The sequence below is a fragment of the Albidovulum sp. genome (genome assembly GCF_049646345.1).
In the GTDB taxonomy this organism is placed as follows: Bacteria; Pseudomonadota; Alphaproteobacteria; order Rhodobacterales; family Rhodobacteraceae; genus Albidovulum.
Map to the genome: position 1 here is coordinate 1 of NZ_JBARVQ010000732.1, position 4,900 is coordinate 4,900.

Genomic DNA, 4,900 nt, shown 5'->3' on the forward strand with positions numbered 1-4,900 from the left:
CACACGTTCGGATTTCGGGTCATACATCGGCGCCAGCGACGCCTCGGCCCTGATCCGGCGGCCCGCCACCTCGACCTCGTAGCTCGACGCCAGCACATCGGCGGCAGCTTCGCCCTTGCAGGGCACATAGCCCATGCCAATCGCCGCCCCCAGATGATGGCCATAAGCACCCGACGAGAGGTAGCTTACGATCTTGCCGTCACGGATCAGTGGTTCGTTGTGATAGACCATCACGCCGGGTTCGGAGAGTTTGAACTGCACCATGCGCCGCTCCAGCCCCGCCTCTTTCTTGAGCAAAACCGCGTCACGGCCGATGAAATCGGGCTTTGCGGTCTTCACTGCAAATCCAAGCCCTGCCTCCAGCACATGATCCTCGCAGGTGATGTCATGGCCGAAATGGCGGAAGGCCTTCTCGATCCGGCAGCTATCCATCATATGCATTCCGCACAGCTTCAGCCCCATGCCTTGCCCCGCTTCAAAAAGCGTCTCAAAGGCATGGCCCGCCATGTCGGAAGACATGTAGATCTCCCATCCCAGCTCGCCGACATAGGACACGCGGTGAACCCGGGCGAGGCCCATGCCCAGCTCGATCTCCTGCGCGGTGCCGAAGGGGTTCACCTCGTTCGAGAAGTCGTTGGGGCTCACGGCCTGCATCAGTTTGCGGGCATTCGGGCCCATCACCGCCAGCACGCCTTCGCCCGCCGTCACATCGGTCAGGACGACGTTGAAATCGCCGATATGGCGACGCATCCAGGCCTGATCCTTGGGCCGGGTCACCGCTGGGGTGACGACCAGATAGGCGGTTTCCGAAAGCCGCGTCACGGTCACGTCGGCCTCGATCCCGCCCGCCTTGTTCAGGAACTGGGTATAGACGATCTTGCCCGGTGCGACGGACATGTCGGCGCCCGAGATGTGGTTGAGATAGGCCTCGGCATCGCGGCCCTCAACCCGGATCTTGCCGAACGAGGACATGTCGTACATGCCGACATTGCTGCGCACGGCATTATGCTCGGCGGCCTGATTTGCGAACCAGTTCTGCGGACCCCAGCTGTACTGGTATTCACGCTCTTGCCCTTCCTCCGCGAACCAGTTCGCCCGTTCCCAGCCGCCGATCTCACCGAAGACCGCGCCCTGCGCGTCCAGATGCGCATGGAAGGGTGTGCGGCGCACACCGCGTGCGGTGGCCTTCTGGCGATAGGGGTAGTGGTCGGCATAGAGCAGACCCAGCGTTTCTTTGGACCGCTCGAAGAGGTAATGCTTGTTGCCCTGGAAGGGCTGGTTGCGGCCGACATCCACATCGCCGAGGTCGAAGGGCTTCTCGCCCGTCTCCATCCACTCGGCCAAAGCCATACCCGCGCCCCCGGCAGACTGGATGCCGATGGAGTTGAACCCGGCGGCGACCCAGAAATTGTCCACTTCCAGCGACAGGCCAAGGTTATAGGCATCGTCGGGCGTGAAGCTTTCCGGGCCGTTGAAGAAGGTGTGGATACCGGCCTCGGCCAGCATCGGCAGACGCTCCACCGCGCGTTCGAGGATCGGTTCGAAATGGTCGAAATCCTCGGGCAACTGGTCAAAGCAGAAATCGTCGGAAATGCCGTTCATGCCCCAGGGCTTGGCATTGGGTTCAAACGCACCGAGCAGGTACTTGCCCGCATCTTCCTTGTAATAGGCGCATTCGTCGGGCACCCGCAGAACCGGCATCTGGGTCAGGCCGGGGATCGCCTCGGTCACGATGTAGAAGTGTTCACAGGCATGTAAGGGCACGTTGACGCCCGCCATGCGGCCGACCTCATGGCCCCACACGTCCGCACAGTTGACGATGTGATCGGCCTCGATCACGCCCTGTTCGCCGTTCTGTTCCCACGACACGGATTTCGCGCGGCGGCCTTCAACGGCGATGCCCGTGACCTTCACGCCCTCGGCCACCACCGCGCCGCGCTGACGGGCGCCCTTGGCCAGTGCCAAAGCGATATTGGCCGGGTCGCCCTGACCGTCGGTGGGCAGCCAGACACCGGCCTTCACGCCATCGATATTCAGATGCTGGTAGCGGTCCTTGACCTCCACAGGCGACAGTTCCTCAACTGGCACACCAAAGGCGCGGGCCATGGAGGCACCCCGGAACAACTCCTCTTTCCGGGCATCGGTGAGGGCTACGGAAATGGAACCTACCTGCCTGAAGCCGGTAGCAAGGCCGGTCTCGGCCTCAAGCCCGCCATAGAGGTCAGCGGAATATTTCGCGAGCTTGGTCATGTTGGCCGAGGCGCGCAACTGACCGATCAGACCAGCCGCATGCCAGGTCGTGCCGCAGGTCAATTGCTTGCGCTCCAGCAGCACAACATCCTTCCAGCCAAGCTTGGTCAGGTGATAGGCCACCGAACAGCCGACGACACCACCGCCGACAATGACGACGCGGGCTTTTGCGGGCAGGTTAGACATTGGTCGTGCTCCTGAGGGAAAGACGGCTGGCGGGAACGGCGCGCAGATGCGGTGCCGGAACAACGGTGATCAGCCCCGGAAAAACCTCACGCGGCTGATGAAAACGGTCGAAAAGCGGCAGGTCGTTCAGAAAGACCTCGGCATCCTCGGCACCCGGAACGGCCCCGCGCGTGACATAGCGACCGCCGGGATGCAAAACGGGCAGCGCGGCACGCCACGCTTCCGTGCCGGAGAGATCGATCACCGCATCGAAAGCGCAGGTCGGTAGGGGCTGATCGGTGGGGATCACCTTTGCCCCCGCCGCGCGGGCCTGAGCGGCATGCCGGGCTGCGCAGCATGCAGTGACATCGGCACCCGCATGGACGCCAAGCCGCAGACAGGCATAGCTTACGGCCTCATCCACGCCGATGACGGCAAGACGCGAGCCGCGCGTGACCCGGCCCCGTGTCAGCAGGTTATGAGCGGTGCTGAATTCCATCGGCATCGCCGCAATCTCGGCGCTGAGCGATGGTCCGGCAGGCGCAGCACCGGTGCTTTCTACCAGCACCAGCGCCGGGCCGGATTCAGATCCCGGTTGGGTGCGCCGCATGGCGCCCATCCGTGCCATCAGGCCCGGATCCGCGCGTTTTCGGGATCCCAGAGCGGCTGGTCTTGCTGCACCACCGCGCGGCAGCGGATCCCGTAGATCTCAACCTCCAGCTCGGTTCCCGGAACCGCCAGATCGGCCCGCACCATGCCAAGCGCGATCGATGCATTCACCCGGTAGCCCCAGGCGCCCGACGTGGTTTCGCCCACGACCTTTCCGTCATGCCAGATCGTCGACATATATGGCGCGTCGCAATCCTTGGCCTCGACGATGAGGGTGACAAAGCTCTTCTTCACACCGCGCTGCTTTTCGGCCAGAAGGGCAGCCTTGCCGGTGAAATCCTGCGGCTTGTCGAATTTGACGAAACGCTCCAACCCGCCTTCCAGAAGCGAATAGTCGGTCGAAAGGTCGCCCTTCCAGGCGCGATATCCCTTTTCGATGCGCAGCGAATTGAGCGCCCACATGCCGAAAGGTTTGGCCCCGCCCGCCAGCACCGCGTCATAGATCGCGGGCATGTCGGCGTTCTCGGCATGCACTTCCCAGCCGAGTTCCCCGGCGAAGGAAACGCGGATCAGGAAGGCCTTCTTGCCCGCGACGGTCGCATGCTGATGGGTCAGCCAGCCAGCCGAAAGGTCTGCATCGGTGATCGGGGCCAGCAGATCTCGCGATTTCGGACCGGCGATGATCAGGGTTTCACGTTCGGTCGTGGTTTCCCGCACCGTCACACCCTCGGGCACCGAATTCCGGATCAACTCGCCATCATGCCATTGGGCGGTGGCCGCGGTGATCAGGACAAAGCTGTTTTCCGCAAGCCGGATGCAGGAAAGCTCGGTCAGGATGCGGCCGCGCTTGTCCGAGACATAGATCAGGTTCATCCGTCCGACCTTGGGAATCCCGCCGGTGCAGAAGCCGCGCAGCCATTCGTCGGCCCCTTCGCCCTGCAGCCAGAAGCGCGAAAAGCCCGGCAGATTCAGCACGCCGACATGGTCGCGCACCGCTTCGCATTCTTCCTTGATGCGGTTCTCCCACGGGCCTGAACGGCCCCAGGTATGGGTCGCCTCTTCGGACGTATCGTCGCCCGGTTTCGCAAACCAGTTGGCGCGTTCCCAGCCGTTATAGGCACCCATCTGGCCGCCGAGTTCCTTGACCTTGTCATGAACGGCGGACAGCTTGCGATCAGGTGCTGCAGGCCAGCGGTGCCACGGGAAATGCATGGCGTATTCGTTGCCATAGATCTCCATGCCCTTGTCGATGCAGTAGTCGCGATCAGTATAGTCGGTGAAGCGGCGCGGATCGCAGGACCACATGTCCCATTCCGTGCAGCCCTCGGTGATCCATTCGGCCAGAACCTTGCCGCCGCCGCCGCCCTGGGCGATGCCGAACGTGAAGACGCAAGCTTCGAAGGCGTTCGGCACGCCGGGCATTGGGCCGATCAACGGGTTGCCATCGGGAGCGTATGGGATGGGTCCGTTGATGATGCGCGAGACACCGGCACTGGCCGCAGCCGGCACCCGCTCCATCGCATCCGCGACAATCTCCGCGATCCGGTCCAGATCGTCGGGGTAAAGCTGGAACGAGAAGTCGTCCGGCATCGGGTCGGATGGGTTGACCCAGTGCGCCTTGCAGTTCGGCTCATACGGGCCGATGTTGAAACCGCCCTTTTCCTGACGCAGGTAATAGGACACGTCCACATCGCGCAAAAGCGGCAGCTTGTGACCGACTTCCTTGGACCAGGCTTCGATTTCCGGCACCTGCTCGGTCAGGACATATTGGTGGCTCATCACCATCATCGGCACGGTGCGCCCGCCATAGGGCTTGAACCACTCGCCAACCTTCTGGGCATAGTAGCCTGCGGCGTTGACCACATATTCGCAGCGG

Annotated in this window: 3 protein-coding genes; all 3 read right to left on the reverse strand. The window is 62.9% G+C overall.

The features are described 5' to 3' along the window. Window positions 1–2,436 (reverse strand): GcvT family protein (locus tag WBB85_RS19170; RefSeq protein WP_432640189.1); only part of this gene is annotated, 2,436 nt, incomplete at its 3' end. Beyond that, window positions 2,429–3,043: a hypothetical protein gene (locus WBB85_RS19175; RefSeq protein ID WP_432640190.1), complete on the reverse strand. Its 615-nt coding sequence runs from the start codon at window positions 3,041–3,043 to the stop codon at window positions 2,429–2,431. The genes WBB85_RS19175 and WBB85_RS19170, both read right to left, overlap by 8 nt. Further along, a partial coding sequence (locus WBB85_RS19180; RefSeq protein ID WP_432640191.1) for a GcvT family protein occupies window positions 3,043–4,900 on the reverse strand: 1,858 nt, incomplete at its 5' end. The genes WBB85_RS19180 and WBB85_RS19175, both read right to left, overlap by 1 nt.